The sequence below is a fragment of the Candidatus Kryptonium sp. genome (assembly GCA_025060635.1).
GTDB lineage: Bacteria > Bacteroidota > Ignavibacteria > Kryptoniales > Kryptoniaceae > Kryptonium.
In genome coordinates this window covers 1-24,025 of record JANXBN010000004.1, presented here as the reverse complement: position 1 = coordinate 24,025, position 24,025 = coordinate 1, and the positions used below count along the sequence as shown (strand labels likewise).

The 24,025-nt window shown below is 34.9% G+C and carries 18 protein-coding genes; 1 reads left to right on the top strand and 17 read right to left on the bottom strand.

The features are described from left to right. Positions 1–64 precede the first annotated feature (64 nt). From NZ923_06660 to hrcA, 5 genes are all read right to left on the bottom strand, one after another. Positions 65–2,266, bottom strand: coding sequence for a TonB-dependent receptor (locus NZ923_06660; protein MCS7229699.1), 2,202 nt, complete (start codon positions 2,264–2,266; stop codon positions 65–67). Positions 2,267–2,715: 449 nt separating this feature from the next. Further along, complete coding sequence (locus tag NZ923_06655; protein ID MCS7229698.1) at positions 2,716–3,678, bottom strand: amidohydrolase; 963 nt, start codon at positions 3,676–3,678, stop codon at positions 2,716–2,718. 327 nt (positions 3,679–4,005) lie between these two features. Further along, positions 4,006–5,127, bottom strand: coding sequence for a molecular chaperone DnaJ (gene dnaJ, locus NZ923_06650; protein MCS7229697.1), 1,122 nt, complete (start codon positions 5,125–5,127; stop codon positions 4,006–4,008). Between the two features lie 19 nt (positions 5,128–5,146). Then, the gene (gene grpE / locus NZ923_06645; GenBank protein ID MCS7229696.1) at positions 5,147–5,821 is read right to left on the bottom strand and encodes a nucleotide exchange factor GrpE; all 675 of its coding nucleotides are present in this window, start codon (positions 5,819–5,821) and stop codon (positions 5,147–5,149) included. A gap of 26 nt (positions 5,822–5,847) precedes the next feature. After that, the gene (gene hrcA / locus NZ923_06640; protein ID MCS7229695.1) at positions 5,848–6,897 is read right to left on the bottom strand and encodes a heat-inducible transcriptional repressor HrcA; all 1,050 of its coding nucleotides are present in this window, start codon (positions 6,895–6,897) and stop codon (positions 5,848–5,850) included. A gap of 227 nt (positions 6,898–7,124) precedes the next feature. Here hrcA and NZ923_06635 point away from each other — a divergent pair, with 227 nt between their 5' ends. Further along, positions 7,125–9,215, top strand: coding sequence for a response regulator (locus tag NZ923_06635; protein ID MCS7229694.1), 2,091 nt, complete (start codon positions 7,125–7,127; stop codon positions 9,213–9,215). On the opposite strand, the gene NZ923_06630 is transcribed toward NZ923_06635, so the two are convergent. From NZ923_06630 to NZ923_06575, 12 genes are read right to left on the bottom strand one after another with little or no spacing between them, the layout of a single operon-like run. Beyond that, complete coding sequence (locus NZ923_06630; GenBank protein MCS7229693.1) at positions 9,197–10,090, bottom strand: hypothetical protein; 894 nt, start codon at positions 10,088–10,090, stop codon at positions 9,197–9,199. The genes NZ923_06635 and NZ923_06630 overlap by 19 nt on opposite strands. A 43-nt stretch (positions 10,091–10,133) precedes the next feature. Then, on the bottom strand, positions 10,134–11,933 hold the full coding sequence (locus NZ923_06625) for a DUF2194 domain-containing protein (GenBank protein ID MCS7229692.1): 1,800 nt from the start codon (positions 11,931–11,933) through the stop codon (positions 10,134–10,136). 1 nt (position 11,934) lies between these two features. After that, positions 11,935–14,028, bottom strand: a complete 2,094-nt coding sequence (locus NZ923_06620) for an anti-sigma factor antagonist (GenBank protein ID MCS7229691.1) — start codon at positions 14,026–14,028, stop codon at positions 11,935–11,937. Beyond that, positions 14,028–14,399, bottom strand: coding sequence for a response regulator (locus tag NZ923_06615; GenBank protein MCS7229690.1), 372 nt, complete (start codon positions 14,397–14,399; stop codon positions 14,028–14,030). The genes NZ923_06620 and NZ923_06615 overlap by 1 nt, the downstream gene beginning before the upstream one ends. An 8-nt stretch (positions 14,400–14,407) precedes the next feature. Continuing rightward, positions 14,408–15,868, bottom strand: coding sequence for a SpoIIE family protein phosphatase (locus NZ923_06610; GenBank protein MCS7229689.1), 1,461 nt, complete (start codon positions 15,866–15,868; stop codon positions 14,408–14,410). Then, positions 15,865–17,649 (bottom strand): hypothetical protein, encoded by a 1,785-nt coding sequence (locus tag NZ923_06605; protein MCS7229688.1) that lies wholly within the window; start codon positions 17,647–17,649, stop codon positions 15,865–15,867. Before NZ923_06605 ends, NZ923_06610 begins: the two co-directional genes overlap by 4 nt. A gap of 2 nt (positions 17,650–17,651) precedes the next feature. Then, positions 17,652–19,271 (bottom strand): hypothetical protein, encoded by a 1,620-nt coding sequence (locus tag NZ923_06600; GenBank protein ID MCS7229687.1) that lies wholly within the window; start codon positions 19,269–19,271, stop codon positions 17,652–17,654. Beyond that, positions 19,258–20,790, bottom strand: a complete 1,533-nt coding sequence (gene pelF, locus NZ923_06595; GenBank protein ID MCS7229686.1) for a GT4 family glycosyltransferase PelF — start codon at positions 20,788–20,790, stop codon at positions 19,258–19,260. The genes NZ923_06600 and pelF (NZ923_06595) overlap by 14 nt, the downstream gene beginning before the upstream one ends. Positions 20,791–20,833: 43 nt before the next feature. Next, positions 20,834–22,057, bottom strand: a complete 1,224-nt coding sequence (pelF, locus tag NZ923_06590) for a GT4 family glycosyltransferase PelF (GenBank protein ID MCS7229685.1) — start codon at positions 22,055–22,057, stop codon at positions 20,834–20,836. After that, positions 22,050–22,457 carry an ATP-binding protein gene (locus NZ923_06585; GenBank protein MCS7229684.1) on the bottom strand — a complete coding sequence of 136 codons (408 nt, stop codon included), beginning with the start codon at positions 22,455–22,457 and terminating at the stop codon, positions 22,050–22,052. Before NZ923_06585 ends, pelF (NZ923_06590) begins: the two co-directional genes overlap by 8 nt. Continuing rightward, positions 22,454–23,227, bottom strand: coding sequence for an endo alpha-1,4 polygalactosaminidase (locus NZ923_06580; GenBank protein ID MCS7229683.1), 774 nt, complete (start codon positions 23,225–23,227; stop codon positions 22,454–22,456). The genes NZ923_06585 and NZ923_06580 overlap by 4 nt, the downstream gene beginning before the upstream one ends. After that, on the bottom strand, positions 23,224–23,520 hold the full coding sequence (locus NZ923_06575; GenBank protein MCS7229682.1) for an Hpt domain-containing protein: 297 nt from the start codon (positions 23,518–23,520) through the stop codon (positions 23,224–23,226). Before NZ923_06575 ends, NZ923_06580 begins: the two co-directional genes overlap by 4 nt. Between the last annotated feature and the right edge of the window lie 505 nt (positions 23,521–24,025).

Sequence of the window (24,025 nt, the reverse complement as noted above, 5' to 3'; positions counted from 1 at the left end):
GATTAAATTTAACTAAAAAACAGAAAGCGGGCAAGAGCCCGCTTCCCCGAAAAGTTAAAAATGATTAAAACAAAAGATGATAAACCAAGACTATATTTCTACCAGGCATTGGAACGCGGTTTTTAATTCTTGATAGGTGATCGTAGTAAGTTTTATTCGTTACATTTTCAACATTTAGATTTATCTCATGCGCAAGACCCATAGAAGCTAACCTCAATCCAAAATGTAAATTCAAAATCGCGTAGCCAGGAGTTTTAGTTTCTCCCGGTGCAAGTTTATTTTGAGATGAAACAGCTTTGATCTCAAATCCAAAATTATACTTTCCAGTTCTATATTCAACATTGGCAATTGCTCTCAACGGAGGGATCAAAGGCAGATATTCTTTTACATCTCTCTTTCTACCTTCAACATAATCAACAAGTAACGAAGTGTTAAGGTTTTTGAACATCTCGTATTCAAATTTCATCTCAAATCCGCGCAAAATAGAATTCGTTGATGAATACTTGTAAATAGGTAAATCAGAAACTGTATCAACTTCACCTGTTGCTTTCGGATAAATGTAGTTATCAATGTAGTTTACAAAACTTGAAACCTCAAAGTTTGCCTTTTCCGTAAGCAATCTAAGTGAGAGATTAAATTCGTTTGATGTCTCTATTTTCAAATTCGGATTTCCAACTTCAAAGCTCATAGTCCCGAGATGAGGGCCATATGCGAAAAGCTCCTGAAGAGCAGGTATCCTAAAACCGCGTGAGAAATTAAATGACAAAGCCAATGGCTCCGAAAGTTTATAAACAAGCCCAGCCGAGCTTGAAAAAGCGTTAAACCTTTTATCATAAGCTGGCAAGTTCTCAAACTTCTTTGACTTAACCTGTGCAAAATCATATCTTAAACCAGCTCGTAAAGCGAATTTGTTAATCTCAAATTCCTCATACATAATCAATGAACCAAGATAAAGCGTTGCGTCAGCGAAAAATTTTTCTTCCCCAACAGTATTATAATTTTGGTGCATAAAACTTGCGCCAATCATTCCCGAAAAAATACCAACTTTATCATGCCTTACTTTCAAATCAACATTTGTCGTCCCTATTTTTATGCGAGTCGCAATCTCATCGTGATGCTCTTCAATTTCCTTGTGATCGTAGCTGGTATAATTCGCAATTAATTCAATCCCTTGAATTTTTTCTATTTTCGGTGCGAGATCAGTTTTAAATGTGAATTTGTTTCTAACAATTTCAAATTTTGGATGATGGTGATGATGTTCCTCGTCTTCGTGATGTTCATCGTGAACTATTGGTATACCATATTCACCGCTGAAGTTTCTGAATCCAAAGCCAACGCTAATATCTTTTGTGTGATATGCCAATCCGAGCGAAGATGTTAGATTGTTTGCATTCGTATTTTCAAGTTTCATTTTCGGAGTTTTTATCTCTCCACTTTTTCTATATCCAAATTCACCTCTTAACGAAAAATTTTTAATCCCATAATCAAATGCCCCTGATCCAGCTAAAGCTGTATTCACACTTGAACCAAATAATCTCAATGAACCTCTTAACTTATCATGCACCGTCCTTGGGATATCCTCAGAGATTATATTTATTACCCCACCAACAGAATTAACACCGTAAAACAAACTCACCGGACCGCGAATTATTTCTATTCTTTCTATTCCACTTGGCTCAAAGGAAATCGCATGATCAGGTGTTAAATCAGAAGCATCACCAATTCTAATTCCATTGTCAAGTATGAGAATTCTCGTTCCAGTTAATCCACGGATCACTGGTCTACCGACGAAACCATTATATTCAAGATTTACCCCAGGCTCATATGAAAGCGTTTTCGCTATGTTATCACTTAATCTCAAACCAATCTTATCTTCATCAAGCACTGCAACAGGTTGATGTATCTCAAAGACACTTTTTTCATACATAGTCCCCGTCACAACAACACTTGGAAGCGATATAACTGTTTGCTCAAGCTCAATTTTAAATTCAACATCTTTTCCATTTTTAATGTCAATAATTTGACGAAACTTTTTATAGCCAATGTAGCTTACCTCAATTGTATATCTACCCTCGGGGACATTATCAATGATAAAGGTTCCATCGCTTTTCGTAATTGTTCCTCTTTTCAATTCTACTAAATGAATGTCCGCTGCTGGCAATGGTTCGCCACTTGATTTATCCACAACTTTTCCGCTTATTTTTCCTTGTGTAAATAGATCGGTATAAAACCCAAAAATTAACAGAAAGACGAAAATCGTTCTCATGGCACTATTATGCTTTAGTTTTAAAAAAATTTTAAAAACAAAGATAAGGTAAAAAACTCAAAAATTAGCGCAGGAAATTAGAAAATGGGCGGGGCACGTTTTGATATGGTAAGAAACGACAACGACTTGAGTAGAACTAAATCCTCAAGAATAAATGATTGCGATAGCGAAGTTAATAAAGTTAATTTATGCTCGCTTACGAAAATATAAAATGAATTTGAATGTGAAACGAAACAAGCAAACTCAGCACTTAAATCATGGTGATATTCATGGTTTGAGCAGTTGTGCTCGTTTATCTGCTTTGCTTCTGGATTAAAATGCAGATGAAAATTAAAACCAGCGTATACAATTCCAACAAGATAAATCAACAAAGTTAACAGTATGTATAACTTCCGTTGCCTCAATCTTTAAATCAATTGCTTATTTTTCACAATTAAGTAACAATGAGATTAAAAATTTTGTTCCGTTTTCACCGAATCAAACTTTTCTTCAACGAAGCCAAGTAAACGCTTGAGATTTCCAGATAAAATTTTTTGAGTTTCTGAATCTGATAAACCAAGATCATTGAGTATCTCCAACTGCTGATTCAATATGTCAACCCTATAACCTCGTGGGAAAACTCCACTATCCGTCCCGAATATAATTCTATCAACTCCAAAGATATCAATGGTCTTTGCGAATACAGTTTTGAGATCAATTTTATATGGTAGAATTCTTATCCATGAATTTGAACCTGATGTATCAACATAAACATTTTTACATTGCACACCAAGCATTAGAAGTTCCTGAAAATAGCCAGCACCAAAGTGAGGAATTATAAAGCTAATATCTGGATGTCTTACCGCCACTCTGTGAAGATCCGTTGGATTAGCATAAGATATATCTATTTGATCTCGTAAACCTATAGCTTCACGAACTGGCATTTTTAAAATTCCAAAATGTGTGAAAATAACCAAACGATATTCCTCCGCGATGATGTAAACTCTTTCAAGTAATTCATCATTAACATGGATATGGTAAAGTGCGGGAAATAGTAGAATTCCTTTCATACCCATGTTTTCAACGGCGCGTTTTATCTCTAAATCAACATTCTCTGATAGCGGATTTAAAGTAAAAAAACCGATAAACTTATCTGGAAAAGCAGCTAAGGCAGTAGATACCGAAAGTGCATCTTCTGGGATGCTTGCAAAGAGAACAATTTTTGAGATACCATACTTTCCCATCTCTTCAATCCATCTTCTTGCAAGTTGAACTGGGCTTACAGGTGGCGTTTCAATGCCGTATCTTTCTTTGAGAATAGCAAATTCATCATTTAATCTTGCTTCCCCACCTTTAATTTTTATCAAGGTTTTAAAAAAATTAAACGAAAAAAAATGCACATGAGCGTCCCAAATTTCAAACTTTTCAGTCATTCCGGTCTCCGAGGTGAATTTTTTTGCAATTTAAAAATAGCAAAATTCCCCATTCTTTTCAACTTGCTATCAAAGGTAGGAAAATTCTAAACTTCACAAATTTTAGCTTAAAATAAAAAAGACCGCTGGCGCTCGGGGACACACGCCAGCGATCCCGGCGGGAAAGGAAACGGGGGATGATTAAGCCTCAACCAAAATATAATAAATCCAAAATTGTTTGTCAAGCGTTTTTTTAAAATTTCAAGGTGATTTTAAAAATTCCCACAAATTTATTTCTCTACTCAGCGAATTAAAATAATACCCCCTAATACGATTTAAATCCAGCGATCAACTTACTTTCTTTTCAACATTCGGTTTTATATTTTGTCCTTCTTTCAAAAGTTTTTGCAAAAGTTCTTTTTCAGATGCGGTGACCTTATTAGGCACCCATATTTCAATTCTAACAACAAAGTCGCCTCTTGAATTTCCATCAACAGATGGCAACCCTTTGCCCTTCAGTCTTATCTCTTTCCCTGAAGGTGTTCCAGGTTCAATTTTAACTTTCAAACTTCCATTTATATATGGTATATCAACCTCGGTTCCAAGCACTGCCTCTGGGAAACTTATCAAAAGCGTGTAATAAATATCATTACCTTTCCTTGTGAAAAGCGGATGTGGTTCTTCTTCAATTATAATTATCAAATCGCCTGGTGTTCCACCTCTTATTCCAGCATCTCCATAACCACGAAGTGTTAAATAATTTTTTTCTCTTACCCCAGCTGGTATATCAATATCAATCACACTTTCACCGTAAACTCTTCCTTCACCGCCGCAAACATTGCAAGGCTCTTTTATTACTTTCCCCTCTCCTCCACAATTTGAACATGTCGTAATCGTAACCATCTGTCCGAAAAATGAACGGCGAACTTGTTTCACCTCACCAGAACCGTTACAAACGGGACATGTAGTATATCCACTCCTTGATTTTGCGCCAGTTCCACCGCAAGCTTCACATGTTTTGAAATGTTTAATTTTTATCTTCTTCTTAGTGCCTGTAGCAATTTCATCAAGTGTTAACTTTAACTTCAATTTCCTATCAGACCCAGGGATTCCCCTTTGAGTTCTTTGCGTGCGAGTCCTCGTTCCCCAAAAATCATCAAAAAATCCACCACTAAACGAATCAAAAATATCTCTAAAAACATCAAATATATCGTGAACATCTGTAAAATGTATATAATCGCTTTCACTTATTCCAGAATGACCATACATATCATATCTTTTGCGTTTCTCAGGATCGCTCAAAATTTGATAAGCTTCTGTTATTTCCTTAAACTTCTCTTCGGCTTCTTTATTTCCTGGATTTCGGTCTGGATGATATTCCATTGCGAGCTTTCTATAAGCTCGCTTTATCTCCTCTTGAGTTGCGTTCCTGGAAACCCCAAGTATTTCATAATAATCTTTCTTTGGCATCTATGATAAATTACAAATTTTAAATTTCTCTGTGATCGTCGCTGAAATCGGTTTTAAGTCCACTATCTTTTTCGTTTCCTTCTTTCTTCTCCGAATCTTCTACAGGGCTTGAAACAATAACTTTCGCATGGCGCAACACTTTATCGTAATACATATAACCACGTTCAACTTCATCAATCACTGTATTTGGGGGCACATCATTTCTCGGGATTCTTAACAATGCCTCGTGATAATAAACATCAAAAGGTTTTCCAATGGATTCAAATGGTTTAACCCCATGAAGCTCAAGCACTTTCAACAATTTTGTATAAATCATCTTAACACCTTGATAAAATGAGTCAAAATCTGGTTTCTCTTTTCCGCTTGAAAGTGATCGCTCAAGATCATCAACGATAGGTAAAATCTCAAGCAGGAGTTTTTCGTTTGCATACTTTACAGAATTTGCAAAATCAGCCTCAAGCCGTTTTTTATAGTTCTCAAACTCGGCTACTCTTCTTAAAAGCCTATCTTTATATTCATCAATCTCTTTTCTCAGGTTTTCGTTTTCAATTTTAAGCAAGGTTAATTCATCTAAAGTTTCAGTTCCAACAGTGGAGTTTGAACTTTCGTCCGTCTTTGCTTCCGAAGCAGATTGTTCAACAGATTTCATCTCTTCGTCAGCACTTGTATTCCTAACTTTTTCGTTCTCAGTCATTTCTAAATAGAAAATTTTGTTTTTAATTAATGCAAAACTTCTGATAAAACCTCACGAGTATAGTTGACAATTGAGATCATTCTACCATAATTCATTCGTTTTGGACCAATCAAACCAATTACACCAGAAACTCCAGCGGTTTTATATTCCGATGCAATTAAAGTGTAATCTTTCAACCTACTTTCTGGATTCTCTTCACCGATTGAAATAACAACTTTATCCGTTTCAAGCTTCTCACCCGCCTGTGCTTTTAAAACCTGGAAAATTTGAATTATCTCATCCTCGTTTTCAACAAGCTCCATTATGTTACGAACTTTTTCAGGATCGCTGAACTCCGGATGCTCAAGTATATCTGGAACACCACCAATGTGAATTTTATCAACATCATAAAAATCATAAAACAACTTCTCGGCTGAACGAATGAAGACATTTATGATACCCTTATAGGATTCCTCAATATCTTGAACTCTCTCTGCAAATGTTTCTCTTACTTGTTTTAATGTCAGACCAGAAAGACGTTCATTCAAAACAGCTTTAACGAAATCAAGTTTATCTCTTGATACCTCGCTTGAAACTTCAAGGATTATAGTTCGCACAAGTCCAGATTGTATTGTTATAACTACGAGCAATTTCATTTCAGATACACTGATAATGTCAAGTTTTGTTAAAATCGCATCATTTATCTGAGGTGTTGATGCGATGCTTAATTGTTTTGAGATTTTCCCTATCAGCTTTGAAATATCTCTCAAGATTTCTTCAAGTTCACTTTTATCCTTTACCACACTCTTTATTGCTTCCTTTTCATCAGGATTTAAATCCTTTACCTCAAGAAGATTGTCAACATAAAACCTATATCCTTTATCGGTCGGTATTCTTCCAGCAGACGCATGTGGATGCCACAGATATCCAAGCTCTTCAAGGTCAGCCATGACATTTCTAACGGTTGCAGGACTAATATCAAGATTATATTTTTTTACAAGATACCTTGAGCCAACTGGATTTGCGGTCATTATGAACTCACGAACCACATAATTCAAAATAGTTTTCTCACGAGGTGTCAGTTCTCTACCTGCCATATGATCTCACCTCCAAGCAACCAGAATTGACTTTGAGGTTCAATTTTTGTATTAAAAAATACGAAAAATTAAGCAGTTTTTCAAATATATTGATTCCATTAAGCTTTTAACAACCGAAAATTTGAAAGATATCCCAGTGAGCGCAAAAATGCATTATTACAAACAAAACTTGATAACTCAGCGATAATTTTGTAAATTGAAGCTGTAAAATTAAAACCCGCAACACTATGAGCAATGAAAAGTTAACATCCTTCGGGCAATCAATTCTTGAAGCTTTGAGTGATGTTGTTTTCGCGGTTGATTCTGATTATAACTTCATTTACATAACTCCCTCTTGCTATCACATCACTGGCTACACAGTTGAAGAATTTCTAAATGGTCAAGTTAGAGCAAAAAACCTCGTTTACCCATCTGATTATTGGCGTCTTCTTAAAACAAATTATCAGGCCTTCAAAACAGGCGAACCACCAAGAGTTTCAGAGTTCAGAATAATTAAAAAAGATGGAACTATAAGATGGGTAAGCATTTATTGGACGGCTGTAAAAGATGAGAAGGGGGAAGTGAAGTATATTCAAGGAGTGATGCACGATATAACGGATAAAAAATTAACCGAAGAAAAACTTCAAAGGAGTTTAAATGAATTTAAAATTCTTCATAGCTTTAGTTCCGAACTTTCTTCTGCCTTAACAATTGATGAGATCGCCAAAGCAATATATGATCATATCATACAATTGATCCCAGTTGAAGGATTTTTTATTGATATCTATGACGAAATGACAGAACAATTGAAAGGGTTAGCTCATGTTTATTCAATTCACGGGCGAAAGGTAATGATCTCTTATCCGAATTATAGATTTAATGTCCGATCTCACCCAATTTGGGAGACCCTGATTTATGAAAAAAAGACGACATATTTAAAATACTCTGGCAAAGATATCCCACCACCTTTTAATCTTTTCATTGGGGAATCCGAACAGGAAGGATATCTACTCAGCGCTCCGATGCTTTCCAGAGGCAAAATTTTCGGGGTTATGACCGTTCAGATAAAGGAACAAAGCGAAATTGAGAACTACATACCACTCCTTGAGCATATAGCAAACCAATCTGCCGTTGCAATTGAAAGAGTGAGATATTTTTTAGAACTTCAAGAGTCAGAAAAATCATTGCGCCAAGCATATGAAGAGCTAAAGAAAGTCCACCAACAGCTAATTTTAACAGAAAAAATGAGAACATTGGGACAACTTGCTGGGGGAATCGCTCATAATTTAAGCAATCTCTTAAGCGCGATTCTTGGTAGAGCTCAACTTCTCAAAACTAAAGTTACAAATAAAGAACTTTTGAGAGATATTGAGTTTATTGAAAAAGCAGGACAAGATGCTGGTAAAATCATATCGCGACTTCGTGAGTTTTCAAAACCGAGAACTCATGTAACGCTCGTCCCTCTTGATGTCGCAAATGTAATTGAAGATGCCCTTGAAATAACAAAATCCAAATGGAAAGATGAAGCGGAACTAAAGGGAGTAAAATATGAAATTATTAAAGATTTTCAAGAAGATAGATTAATGGCGATTACCAACGGTTCGGAATTGAGAGAAGCCCTCGTTAACATAATTATAAACGCAATTGAAGCAATGCCTTCCGGCGGAAAGTTAACCCTTGGAATTTACAATATAAATGAAGAAAAAGTAGCGATATATATTTCTGACACCGGTATCGGAATGGATGCTGAAACTGTAACGAAAATTTTTGAGCCATTTTATACGACAAAAGGTGAACACGGAACAGGGCTTGGCCTCTCAATCGCATATGAAATTATAAGAAGTCACAATGGAGAAATTTTTGTTGAAAGTGAGCTTGGGAAAGGCTCTAAATTTACAATTGTCCTTCCAGCAAGCAAGCAAAAAGTATCCGAAATTATTCAAAAAAGCGAACTAAAAGAGAACTCTCTTAAATTAACTGTCCTTATAGTTGACGATGATGAATCCGTGCTCTACCTTCTAAAAGATGTCTTCTCAAACCTCGGCTATAAAACTTTATCAGCTGAGAACGGAAAAAAAGCTATGGAATATGTTCGTATGGAAAATTTTGATTTAGTAATAACTGACCTTGCTCTTCCAGATGTAAACGGATGGGAAATCTCAAAGGCAACAAAGCAAAAAAATAGCAAAATCCCTGTGATTATACTAACTGGATGGGGAATTGATGTTCCGGAAGATGAAGCTAAAAAACGAGGAGCTGACTACATTATCACTAAACCATTTGACCTTGACGAACTCTTGCTCGTCGTCAACACCGCAATTCAATCAATTAGAAAATAATGCGTTGCAAGTATTCTAAAGAGAAGATAAACTGAAAGAATAGTTGAATTTGTTAAGTTAATTCCTATTATCGTCTTATAATTCTGTGCTTCCTTTTGAAGATAGAAATTCTTCTCAAATCTGTCTATCACTAGAAAAAGAATGAGGAAGTAAACTATAGCTCCGATTAACTCATACAGCGTAAATTTTCCAGCTACTACGACTGTCCCAGCAATCGCTGAAATTGGAAGAATTACTTTAACATACTTGAAAACACCAGCTGATCCAAGTTTTTCTATAAAAAATCTACCCGTTGGGTTTGAATCCTCCGAAATTCTGTATACAAGTGAAAGTGTATAAAATCCAGCGACAAACCCAGCTGAAGAAATTGCTCCGATTAGATAAAATGGTTCTAATAACTCGCTTAAATCTTTAGCAGAAACCCACCCAGCTAAAAATCCAAGTAAACCGTATGTTAAACCAAGAAAAAGAACAGCATATAACGGTCGCTTTTTTATCCCGGTTAATGGTAACGAAAAGAGTAGGAAAAGGGCTATAAAAGCAACGACGATTGAGAAAAATGTGATATTGACTTTTAAACTAAAATAAACCCCAACGATAAGTAAAATAATTGAAACGACAAGGGTAAGAATTGATGCAGGACTAATATTTCTCAATCCGTAGATCACACCTTTTCTTTCGTCAAAATATGCGTAAATACCATTGCTTGCCGGATAAATTAGCAAATGTAATATAATGGCTCCGATGATAAAACTTTTAGTTATTTCCATTTCCGCCAGTGCATAGCCCCAAAGAAAAACAGGTAACAATGCAAAAGAAACCTTGAAACGAAGATGGAAAAGTAGATTTTTCAAATCTTCAAAAAAGGTCCTCATTTTCAGAATCTTTTTGTTTCATTTATTTTTTGTTAAAGATTTATCACTGCATTTTCAAAGATACCGTTTCGCTTAATGTTTTCAAAATTATCAAATTTGTAAATGCAGTTTTGGTTGAATGAATGATCTCTGCGTTTATTGCCTCAATCTTTTGGTAAAAGTTGTTAATTTGGACATTGATGAAAATGTTTTTTTGATTTGTCTTTATTTTTATTTCATTGGGATTAAACTCATATTCAATCTTCAAATCGTCAAATCTTCGCATTTCATAGTACGCTTCTTTGCTTGTCATAAATCTAATGTATGGATAATTTTTAGTGAAACTTTTCAGCCAATCTCTAAACTTATAATAAAGCCCTTCGTTATTCTTACCACGCCACGGAAGATAAAACCAATTTCTCACAAGCTCTGGGTTTTCAACTTCATCAGGAGTATAAATGATATCATCAGGATGAACGAAATGAGTCCAGACGCCAAGCATCCCGATCTCGCTTAAAATAAGCGCCTTTACATAATCATCAATGAAAAATCCAGCCGATACCCTTGGAATACAGTAAAGTTTCTCATTCCAAGGTTCAGGTCCAAATTCCCTGGATTGTCCAACATCAAAATACCCAGAATATAGTCCTGCTATAACTTTTATTGACGGAAAACTCTGTGCAATTGCTTGGACACCGATTGAGTCAATCCAATTCGTCGGAGGGATATATGTCACAGGTAGCTCTCCTAACCCTTCCTCAATCCATTTATTTTGAGCAAATTCCAGCGCCTTTTTCATATTTTCAATACTTTTCCACTCCTCTATCAAAAGCGAAAAATGATTATATCCAAGGAATCCAAGTTCATTTTTCAATTTAAATTGTCTCGCGATTGATTTTGAAACTTCAATTTCTTTCCCTAAAACCTCTACTTTTCCAATTTTCCACTCTGTTAAATGAAATGGAGGTTTAGTATCAGCCCCATAATTGAAAACGAGACCTGCTGTATATTTTAAACCGAACTCATCTTGAAGTTTCAACATATCTGGATAAAAAACGAAAAAATGATATTCTGCCATTGTCATTTTAAACTCTTCCCATATAATCTTCTTTCTTGAATTTGGCACAGCGGCCGGAAAATTATCAATGAAGATGATTGCAAAGTTTGGAAATGGTTGAACAAATTTATCAGAAACAGAAGCAATTGATTGAGTTATAAAACCACGAAACAATCTATTTGATAAAAGCGAGGTATTCCAGTAAATCACCTTTCCTCGGCCATATCTTACTAACCAAACCGCAGGTATTTTCGCTGAAGTTGTGGCAATGATGTTTTTTGAACCATAATGAACAAAGTCAAACATTGAAAGATTCATAATGATAGAATCAGGAATAATGGTATTTTCAAGCATTGGCAACAAATTCACATTAAAGATAAACCCCGAATTACCGGATTTCAAGAATAAGCTTTTTCTATCGCGTGGCTCAACCCTAAAGAGATCTGATAAATAATCATTATACCCACGATATATAACAGCAAGTCCTCCACCCAAAGCAACAAAATTTTTTATTTTATCGCAATCTTCCTTTGAAAGCTTGTTTATAAATTCAGTTGCAGAAACTATGGCATAGTAATTCTGTAAGTTTTCAATTTTAGTATTTGGATAATCTGAAAGATCAAATTCATCATAAGCTATCTTCGCATATCTAAAAGCCCATCTGGCATTTTCAGTGCAATCATATGCATATGAGTCAGAAGAATCATAAATAAGAAGAATTTTCTCAGGCTCACCTATTGAAAAGACAAAGTTTTCCCTTTTACTTCCACATGAAGCAAACAGAAAAAAAAGAAATAAGCAAGCCACTTTAAAAAGACCTTTCCGCATCTTCAACCGTGTTATAAAATTCAAAATGTTTTTCTGTTTTTGTGATTTCAAACAACTTCTTTATTCGCTGACTTACATTAGCAAACTTTATCGTTCCTCCTTTTTCCTTAACGCTCCGATACGCAACCACAATTATTCCAAGCCCAGAGCTATCAATAAAAGTGACATCAGAAAAATCAATGATTATGTTCACCTTTCCTTTATCAAGCAAATTTTTGAAAACTTCTCTTACATAAATTGAGCTTGCGACATCAAGTTCACCTTTGAGCTTAACAATAACATAATTGTTTTTATCGCTGACTGTGTATTCCATTTTTCTATCCATTTTTTTTGTTTTGATTCTTTCAATCCATTCAAGAAAAATAAAGCAGTTTTCACACGAATAATCGCCATGGAACCTACACATAATTTCAGGTGATTGCCAGCATCGTTTAAAATTGCTTTCATAAACTGGGCATCTTGAACATACATCTTTAGGTTCACCTTTAAACCTCCAACACTCCTCAATCCATCCTGTGCCTGCTTTATCTCTTTTTTCCTTCATAACATCAAGAAAAGCAAAAACTATTTTCGGATCAAACTGCGATCCCGATCTTTGTTTAATTTCGTTTTCAATTTGATTATAAGACATCGCTCTGCGAAGTTTTGAATTTGAAGACATCTCAACAAAAAATTCACATAATCCTAAAATTCTGCCAAAAAGTGGGATCTCTTCACCTTTTAAACCTTGGGGAAATCCCCACCCATCATACCACTCCTGATGCGTCCTTATCCCCTCAATTATGTCCAAAGAAATCGGCAGAACTTCAACCATGCTTGCGCCGATTATCGGATGGTTGTAATCTGCTTGATAACCTTCACTTATTTCAACAACTCCACACATTCCGACATCATGAATTAAACCTGCAATTTTAAGATCACGAAGTTTTTCAGCATCAAGCCCAAGTTTTTTACCTATCTCTACCGCAAGGTTTGCGACTCTATTTGAATGACCAGCTGTATATTCACTCCTCATATCATAAGCTTCTGCAAGGGCAATGAGCGTTTTGAGATAACGCTCTGTAAATTGATTAAACAAATCAACATTATGGATTACAACTTTTATCTGCTCAACAAAAGTTGAAAGAATTTTTATGCTAAATTCTTCAAACTGTTTCATTTTTTTGAAATTAACGAGGGCAAAGATCCCCAGAAGTTTATTATCTTCAACGAGCGGAACACCAATAATTGAATTCACTTTGAATTTCAACAGAAACTCAAAATCCCGAACTATCATCTCCTCTCCGCTTCCAATCCATTCAAAAAGACCTGCACCTGGCGTAAGATCAAGCGAATTAATAAACTCGGTAGAGAGATTTTTGCTTGCTCTTATCCTCATTTCTTTGACTTTGTCATCCCACATAGCGATAAATCCAGCGTCACTTCCGGTTGCAGTTATAGCTAACTCAAGTAAAAGCTCAATGAATTTATTTATCTCAAGCGTTGATCCGAGCATTCTCTTGCTTACTTGAACCTGTGATTCAAGCAAGCGAATCCTTGAGCGTGTTTCTTCACCGAATTTCATCTGTTTAAGCGCAACGGCACATGCAGACGAAAAGTTTTTAAACCAAATTGAAACCTCCTTGCTTATTGGCTCTGGTTCATGTGGACCACTAAACAGATTCCCTATGTATTTTCCTGAAAGACAAAGTGGAATGTTAAGAAATCTCCCAGCCCATATCAGCACAAAACCGAAGTTTTTATAATCATCTCTGAAAACCATTTTCAGTTCCGGCTCTTCTAAGGATTCAATGACCTCTTCACCAAGCTGTTCCATTCTTTCCTTCCTCAATCGCATGTTTTCAAGGATTAAACTCTTGCTTGCTTCGGAAAAGGTATAAATATAATATGCTGGGCTCTTGACCACGCTCTCAAAAATATCAAAGATAAATTTAAACCCTTCTTCAGATGTCTTTTCAAAAAATTCAAATCCACCAAATTCTCTCCATACATCCATTAGATTTTTCGTATCAACAACAAGGCGATAAATTTTCTGCTGCGGACCTTTTACTCTCCCAGTTATTTTTTCGATCATCACTCTTTGTTAATTACTTTTCTAACTATTTCAGCTATACCTGATGGACTAAATGGTTTTGGAACATATTCATTAGCTCCAGAATCAAACATATCTTTTATCTCAGCTTCCTCGCCTTTGGCGGTAAGCATGACAATGTAAGAATTTTTTAGTTCGGGATCTTTTCTTATTTCGCGACAAACCTCAATCCCACTCTTCCCAGGCATCATGACATCAAGAAAAATCAAATCTGGTTTTTCACTCCTTGCGATATCAATCGCCTCATCACCGCCACTGGCTATTAAAACATCAACATTAAACTTTCTCAAAACAAACTCAATAAGACGCTGAATTGTTATATCATCATCAACTATTAAAATTTTTTTCGCCATATTTAATTTTAAATTTTCTTTGCAACAAGCAAAGTTATATCATCTCTTTGTTCGGCATCACCCTTAAATTTCATTAACTCATCAATTATTGAGTTACATATTTCAAGGGCACTTTTACTACGATTTTCAAAAATAATCATCTTCAACCTGTCGAGCCCGAAAAATTCACCATTTGAATCGCGCATATCCGTCACACCATCGGTAAAAACAATAAGAATATCTCCTTTTGAAAGATTTATCTCATCAAATTTGTAATCTTCATCCTCAAATAGCCCAACAGGCGAGCCATGTATTTTTAGTTCAAAAATTTCGCCAGTGCTCTGCTTGAAAAAGATCGGCGGTATATGTCCAGCATTTGCATATATGAAAGCATCTTCGTTGTACTCACAAATAAAAAGAGTTGAATACATACCGATTTCAAAAGTATCCCTATAAATTACCCGGTTTATTGCTTTCAAAAGTTCAGATATATCAGGTGTTATCTCATACATTAGCTTTACCACACTTCTCAAACTAGCGAGAAGAAGCGCAGCTCCAATTCCATGCCCTGAGACATCCGCAATTAAAAACGCTTTTCTATCTTTGTTAAAAATAAAGTCATAATAATCGCCACCAACGCTTGAGCTCGGCTTTATGAATGTAGAAACCTCAAGACCTTCAAAATGTGGAATTTGCTTTGGAAGCAAGTTTTCCTGTATTCTCTTTGCAATTTCAATTTCCTGTTTTAAAGCTTCAGCTCGCTTTATTTCTTCAATGAGCCTATTTCTGTAAAAAATTATACCAGCATAATTTCCAAGCGTGAGAAGAAGTTTCGCCTCGGTCGTATCAAAATTTCTACCTTTATCACACACAAATATACCGCCAATTGCATTATCTCCAGAAAATATCGGCACGGAAAGCAAACCACGCATCGCTCCCTCGGTCTGAACCGTTGAAATCACAAAATTTCTACTTTTAATCGCCCTTTCAATCATCCTGGCAGATTCATGTTTTATCTCATTAGAAATTTCACCGCTAACATACTTTTGATTTAAAACATCTTCTTCAAAAATCCCAATAATACAGGTCCTCGGAGAGATCAATGAATTTATCCTATTCATGATTATTTTTGCGATCTCAGCTTCATCAAAAACTAAACTTGCCTTCGCTATTATATCATATACAATACCAAGTTCCTCTTGCCTTTGCGCAAGCTCCTCAACAAGATTCTCTATATAACTCTCGTAGTTTAAAAGCTCAGTATATAAAAATTTTAAAAGTCCAATCTGATTTTCAACCCCAGGACTTGGTTTTATGTAAAGATACATTGTTCCATAGTTTGAATTAAGCTCAACGCAAATGCTTTTTTCAGAATGCTCATAATTTTTCGTCTTTGCTATCAATTTTCCATTTCTGTCAACAACAGCAAATTCCGAATTTGAAAATTGCGAGAATTTTTCGGTATATGTTTTTATTATTCGCTCTATCACTCTTTTAATTTCGTTAATTTATAAACCTTAATATCACGCCCGTCAAAATAAAGTTGCGCAGTTGCGTATCTGTAATTTAAACAAACGGAATCAAGAACCGCACTTAAATTTTCAACGCTTGGCAAGAAAAACGGAGAAATTTTTCCGATTGAATCCTGCTTTGGCACAATGACATAGACAACATCATAAATTTTCTTCGGTTCATTAATTAAAATATAACTTTTCAAAAAATAATCCCAATCCATAAACCACGCATAATTTTCAATCATTGCCCTTGTTCCATAATGCGAAACCACAGCAAAGGAAAAAGGAACAGATTCGCTCTGAATCTCCCGAACGACCTCAACGATCTCCTCTGGTTCAATTGAACCATTAAATTTAAATCCACCGTGAAGAAATCCATTTAAAATTAAAAGTGCAACTATACATAAAACAACAACGCTATAATAAATCCTTCGGCGCCCTAAAAACCTACTGATAATGTAAGATATCCATATAAATGAGTTTACAAGAACAAATGGATAAAAAAGTTCAAACGGAGCAAAATTCAAAAAACCTTTCTCAATCATCAATGTAAAAATTAACAAAAGACCGATAAAAATTCCATAAAAGACACTGAATGTGCTGCGACCTTCCCCTGTTTTAGAAATAAATTCAACGATCAAAGCAAGAAAAACTAAAAAAATTAAAATGTTTATAAAACCCGATGGATATGCAACTACTTCTGAATTTGAAAGGAAAGAGTAAACTTTTAAGCCAAGTTCCGGATTCACACTGAAATAATTTTCAAGCAAAAAGAAGGATAGGAGAATTAAAATTGCGATTAGAGCAAATTGTATTCCCTTTTTTCTATTCGCTTTAAAATTTTCGTAAGATTTCTTCACGATCTCAGCCATAGTAATTAAAACCACGCTCGCAAAACCTACAAAAACATCAATTAGAAATGAAACCCCCAAACCTATAAATTTTTGAACTAAGCTAACTTCGCTCCAAAAAACAACCACGATAAGCGACCAAGCAAGACCAAATAAAAAAGAACTTCCCTCAACAGGATTTGATACAAAGTTCACAATTGGAAAAAGAAAAACAAATAAAGAAACACTTAAGACAACGGAGATAAAATCTTTGCTTAACTTGTATGCCAACAAAGAGATTCCCAAGAACAACAAGCCGAAATTAAACGCCCCAAACAAATGTAAAACCATATATTGATTCACACCGAAGATGGAAGAAAAAAAAGCACAAAGAGAATTCATCCCAAAATCACTTAATCCTGCCCTATAGTCATTCGTAAGAATTGATGTGATTTTAACTAGATGAGAATGTTGAACGATTGAGAAAAGTGATTGATTATAAACGGATGGTCTCACCCATAAGAACAAACCAAGGAGAAAAACCAAAATATAGACGAAATGCCATATACTTATTCTCAAACTTTTGCTCTTTAGTTCAAGTTTTACAACCCCATCAACAAAATCATATATTTTTTGATTGATCTTGATCTTGGCAAAGTTAAATCTTGCCTCTTTTTTTCTTCTCGCAACCAAATAATCAACACCTACAATTAAAAGGAAAACCGTGATCACCAAAAAAACATCAAACGCTCTCAAATTAACTGAAACAAATAAAATTACAAGCAAGATAGATAGAAATTGATACAAAGATTTACCTAAGCACATTAGACCTTCGCATTCGCTCCAAAACCTTAATCTAAATGTGAGATATGAGATAATAGCAAGTCCGATGTAAAGCTTAAGTATGTAGGTTATAGCGTCAAACATTTCTAAAATGCTGAATAGTATTGATAATCAAATGTGCGAATAAATTTAAACATCTTATAAGTTGATAGCATTGCAAATGTAAAAGAACCAGCCAGAAAACCAAGAACTCCATATTCCCAGCTTATCAATCTACTTGCTAAAACGCCAACGATAAGGTCAATAACGATTGCAACTCTTATTGAATCAAGTCCAAAATTTGGCTTCCATAAAGTAAAGAAAAATAAATTATTCATTAAACCAATGGCAAGAAGAAGATATGAAACTGAAGCGAAGTAGTAAACTTTGAATGTTACGGGACTTGCAAAGAATTCACGAACCTCTTTTATATGTTGAAAAATTTCACCAAATCGCATTACGACAAGATAAACAACAATTATACTTACCACTCCAAACAAAATAAGAAAGGCAAGTTTGATAAAGTAAAAATCAAGATACCATAAATTGTGAGATCTAATTTTATACGACGGAAATTTCTTTTGAACTGGGATCAAGGATTCAGAAAAATCATTTACAGCATATTCAAGTACAGCAAGAGTTAATCCAAAAGAAAGCAAAGCCCAATCCATACCAAGTTCATAAGGAGTCCTGAACCAGAAAAAGTAAAATTTTCCTTTTGAATAGGCAGTCCATGAGATAATTCTATCAAGAAAGAGCAACAGGAAATAAAAAAATCCGAACTTAAAAAATGGGCTATTGACATATGTTAGCACAGACGGACGCTTCACCTTCAAAGGAATATATTCAATCGTTTTTTCTTCCTTTTTTAATCTGAAAATATATCTCGCCCATAGATACATCAAAACATCGGCGACGATCAAACCAACAAGATGAGAAAAATGTATTGAAAAACCATTAAATTTATGAAGCCAAATAACGAGAATTGTCCCGATTGATAGAATAACAGTGATTGAAACCTTTCGCTTTGCAGCATAAATCATGCTCGTTGAAAGCCATAAAATAGAAAGCAAAAAATAATACGCGAGAATTAGATAAATATACTTACTTGGGAAGAGTTCAAAAATAAGATTTACTACAAATACAACAAAAGCAACCGCGATGGTAAAGACAAATCCATAGTTAAAAAGTTGAAGTGCTATTTCACGCGCTGTTCTTTTATTTTCCATACTTAGATAATATGTTACCTCCCTACCCATAACTTGCGTGAATCCACCAGTTGTAAGAAAACTTAAAATAGTTCCGAAAGCAACGATTGTAGCTTGCAGTTCTGTAAACCTTACCCAAGCCCAAAGAGAATAACCAGTAAAAACAATGAATCCAATTTGTGTTGCTATCGGGAAACCCAACGCAAGTCCCGAAAAGTAATACTTTACAAATCTCCAAATTTTCCTAACAAATAAAAAAGATTCTCTTTTTAGTTTCGCTTTTTTATCGGTTCTTAGCTTCAACTTACAGATCTTATAAACATCTTTGCTCAACTCAAATATATTTTCCTTTCCAAACTCAGCCATGCAATCCGCATGCCTATAACCCAAACTTTCAATCACTGCTGCGACTTGAAGGACATCTACAGGATTGCCGATTTTTTCAATAACTTCATCTGCAACCTTTTCAATTTTTTTCGTAAAATTAATATCTCCAACTTTTCTTTCAGTATGCTGCAACAGATTTTCTCTCATACTGTAGGCTTTTTGATTGCGCAAGTTCATTATAAACTCTTCTATATGAATCAATGTTTAAATCAATTCTATACTTTGCGAGCACTTCTTCTCTTGCTCTTCTCCCGAGAGTTTCCCGAAGCTCATGGTCAGTTAAAAGTTTAATTATCCCTTCAGCTAAAGCTCTTGGATCGCGAGGTTTTACTACTATGCCAAATCCTTCAAGTGCTTCTCTTACACCACCAACATCAGTTGCAACCACTGGCCTTGCACAAGCCATTGACTCAATCACAGCGTATGGAAATCCCTCAGATATGCTTGATAGGACTGAAATATCACCTTCGTTATAAACCTCACTTGGTTTAGGATGATGCCCTGCAAGTATAAATGTATTTTCAAGCTTTAGATCCCTTATCAAAAGTTGACATTTTCTCGTATAAACAGGATCAACATCAGTAGAACCATAAACAATAAACTTAACATCTGGAATTTTTTCTCTTACGATAGCGCTGGCTTTTATCATTGTCTCAATATCCTTAAGAGGCATAATTCTTGCAGCAGCAACCACGGTTGGAAACCTTTTTGTTTTTTCTGGTTTCGGTTTCGGTTTAAAAACTTCAGGATCAACACCGTTATAAATTACATTTATCTTCTCAACATCAACTCCGAAAATTTTTTCCCAAGTTATATTGAACCTAGATACAGGCAGAACTTTATCGGCAAGTTTATAGAGCATTTTTGAAACGAGTATAGAAAGGTTTATCAAAAATTTTTTCGCAAAGAAACTTAGATTTTTTTCGCTCCCGATCCCTATATATCTTTCCCTTGCGAAAACACCGTGATCAGTTACAACAAGTGGAGTTCCATCTCGCATCTTCGCAACGATGCTCGGCAGCCCGCAGAAACCAGCAGCTGTCGCATGGCTTAAATCAACCTCTGGAACATCAACATATAAAGGCATCAAATAATGATAAAGCCACCTCATTGTAAGAGTTAAGTCATAAACTGTTGGTATTTCATCCTCCCGAAGAAATGGATTATCTTTAAAATAACTTAAAACAACGAACCTCTTAAACTCCTGCCATACGACAAAACTTCTAAAAGTTTGCTTATAATCATATTCGCTAAAATACCTGTGCATTAACCATATATAACCCGCACATTCTTCCGGATCGGAAAAAGGATTCATAAGCGAAGAAAGAAATTCAACAAATATCGGGATAAACTTGCGCAGAACAACCCTTTCGTTGACTTTGGTTTTTCTTATATAAATACTTGAGAATGGGATTTCAAAAAATATATCTTCAAAAGGCTCTTCAGAACCCCACAACGGAATTTGACGAACAAGCTTCACATTCTGCGGAAGTTTATATTTATACTCAACATATGGCATTCCAGTTACAGCATAGATATAGAAATCAAAATCTCTCAAATTATTCACCAATATATCAGCCCAGGTGCTTACCCCCCCGCCGACAAAAGGATAAGTTCCTTCGGTTTCAAAGAGAATTGAGAGTCGTTTCATTCGTCCTCGCTCACAAAATTTATGTTTTGACAAAATATATTTTTTAGCTCATCCCAATGCTTTCGGGCTTCAAAAATATGGTATAAATTTCTTCATATCTTTCAATAAATTTTTGCAATGTAAATCTTTTAGCTTTTCTCACCCCATTTTCGGATAGTTTTCCCCATAACATTTTGTCGTTTAAAATTCTAATTACACTTCGTGCGAGATCATAATAGTCACCAACTTTAAATAAAAGACCACATTCAAAACCACTTTCATAAATAAGTTCAGGAACTCCGCCAACGGGAGTTGCAACTACAGGGATTCCCGAAGCCATTGCTTCAAGAACGACAAATGGTTGTCCTTCACTCACGCTTGGCAAAACGAGAACATCGCTTATCTTAAGATAGTCAATAACTTGTGCTTCACCGATGAAAGAAACCTTACCACCGAGATCAAGCTTTTCAACAAGTTCTAAACATTCATTAACATATTCAACATCTTGCGTTAAATCTCCAATGATTAAAAACTTAACATCACACACATTTTCAAGGATCAATGGCATTGCTTTTATAAATGTCTTCACATCTTTAATTGACACAACCCTACCAATAAAGCTGACGACCCTATCTCTTTTTTCCGGTTTAACAGAAACATCAAAAAAATCATCTTCAACGAAGTTTTCAATTATGAAAAATTTTTTAAGCAGATCTTCGGACAATTTATCACCGAGCAGTTCTATTTGCTGTTCAAGGTTATATTTACAAACTGTGGTCACTACATCCGATTCAAGATAGCACATTTTAGCTATGCTTTTGAAAATTTGTAGATATCTTCTTCTTTCAACGCAGGCTCTTTCCTTATCTGTTGAATTTTTGAAAATTTTAAAACCACATTCAACCTCATCAACTCCAAATTCAAGCTCTTTCCAATACAAACCATGTTCGGTTAGGATCAGAGGTTTTTTCCTCGCGGACTTAAGCTGTAACCCTAAAAGTCCAGCAAACCCAGTTGATAAGCTATGATAAACCTTGGCTTCAGGCACAATATCAAGTAAATCGTAAAAATTAAATTTATATCCAACTCCATTTCTTATATCTATTTCAACTATACTACTTACATTGTCTGGTATTTTAAATTTCGCCTCTTTTCTCTCATCAGCGAAAAGATGAACGATTGCAAAATCAATGTGTTTTAAATTACTGATAAGTGCATGCGTCCATTTAGAGACACCACCAGAAACATATGGATAAGTTCCTTCAAGTATTAAACACACATCAGGCATTTCTTTTTAGATACTTTGTTAAAATTACCTCAGTTCCAACCTCATGAGAAAGAATATATTCAATTTTATCCATGATGTAACTTGCGATATACAGTCCATAACCGTGATCCGCAAGAGCATCTGGATCAGGTTCTTTCACGCTCTCTGGTGAAAATTTTATACCGAAATCCCTTATTGAAATTTCAAGTTTTTCACTATCAAGGTAAACCTTTATTATAACATCACCATCGTTTTCTTTGTACGAATGTTTATAAACATTTGTCAGCATTTCACTTATCACGAGCTCAACATCATCAGCGATTTCAGATTCAACCCCATTTGATATTAAAAAATTTTTTAACCTCGTTCTTAACTCGGAAATTTTCTCGGCCCCTAATTTCTCCCTTATCTGCAGATTCATTTGTAGATTTTATTTAGTTCTATTGTTGACACATATGGTGTAAATCCATAATGTCGTGAAAGGTTCTTAACGAACTTTCTTCTACTATCTTTTTCTGGCAAGAAATCAAGCGTGAAAACCTTTCTCCCTAAGGATTTCAAAATTTTAACCTTGTCCTTGTATTCCTTTTCAAACCGAACGAAATATCTTTTCTTTTGGAAATCGTATCTCGTAAAAAGTCCTTCTATCAAAAATCCATTTACATAACTTTTCAATGTATCAAGCAAATCCCATCCATTATTTGCTATTATAATTTTCCCTTCATTCTGGGCTCTTATGAATTTAGCAATACTTATTACATCATCTTTAAAGTGCGGGAAAATTTGGACAATATCTATCATATCAAGAAAAAATCCATCAAATCCTTTTGATATAATTTTCGGAATGATTTCATTAAAAATTAAATTTTGCCATATCTCAGATGAAATGTTCACATAGAAATGATCTTCCCAAATTGGGTTCCTACCAATTATTAAAGAATCAGGGATAGAATAGTTTCGGTAAGTTTCAAACTCAGCTATGTTAAGATATGCTATTAAAATTGCTCCAGATTTTCTCAACTCCGCCACTTCATCCATCGTATAATGGTCGGGATCAAGGATTAAAAGTTCAAAGTTTTTTGCCTCATCAAATGAAATTTTTGAATAACAAACAGCGTAATTTTTGACATTTTCAATTTGGGGTTGAGAAAAAAGAGAGAAAAAAACAGAAAGCAAAGCGAATATTATCATTCTCTACGAATTTTTGATTTATAAAATTCAACAATCACACAAAGTTGATCAATCAATTTTTCTATCTCATCAGGCGAGTTATTAACGCATTTTTGCTCTATTTGCGCTGAAATCTCAGTTATTTCATCAAACCCAAAGGAAGAACCACTACCCTTAAGCTGATGCGAGTAAATTTGAATCAAAGAAAAGTTTTTCTCGCTAAGTGCTTTTTTCATGTCATTTATTTTCTTTTCAGCTATCTCAATAAACTTCCTACCTAGATCTTCCCATTCATTTTGTTCAATATAGTCCACTGTGTTGAGAAGTTTATTTTTTTCAAATTTAAAAAACTGACATAGATTTTTCAAATTTTAATTTCAAAAGATGTAAAGCGATTAAAGGGTTTGTTTAACATTTAGCATTGGGAACTTAGCGAATTTCATTTGTGATGTAGCTCACAAAGAAAATTTATTGAAATTGATTAAATTTAAAGCGGATTAAAAACCAAAATAAACGAGGTATGCGATCATGATTAAAAGGATGCTTACATACTCATTCTTTTTTTTAATCCCAGTTATTCTCTATTCTCAAATTATCCAATATCACTCTGTTCCTGAGTCCTATACCCAGACTCGCAATTTACTTGAGTACCGCAGCAGAGTAAAATATGACCCATCCGGCAATATTCGCATATTAACTTGCGATGGTCAAAGATTTTACGAAGTTAATGATAGAAACGGATATTTCGGTTCGTTTAAACCTATCGCTCGCGCAGACATAAGATTTGCTTCGTTTGCATTTACGGAACCATCCCAATAT